The 231-nt window shown below is 64.5% G+C and carries 1 protein-coding gene; it reads right to left on the reverse strand.

Annotated features, from left to right (window positions below; genetic code table 11):
* The coding region (locus JFU56_RS22810; RefSeq protein ID WP_198439473.1) for a hypothetical protein at positions 1 to 231 on the reverse strand (231 nt) is incomplete at both ends.

A 231-nucleotide genomic window follows, 5' to 3' on the forward strand; every position in this document is an offset into this window, starting at 1 on the left:
TTCTTGGCCGTGCGCAGCGCCGGGGGCGTCAGCACGTCATCGCCCGCCCGACGCGACAGGAACGCCTGTTCCAGCCGCGTCTCGGCCCGGTCATGGGCGATACCGAGAACCCGGAACGCGTCGGGATCGCCGATCATCAGGACCACGATGATCACCGCGACGATCACCCCGATCACCGCCAGCGGCGAGATGAAATAGACGAAACACAACAGCAGCAGGAAGGCAAAGATC

It is taken from the genome of Moritella sp. F3, assembly GCF_015082335.1.
GTDB lineage: Bacteria > Pseudomonadota > Gammaproteobacteria > Enterobacterales > Moritellaceae > Moritella.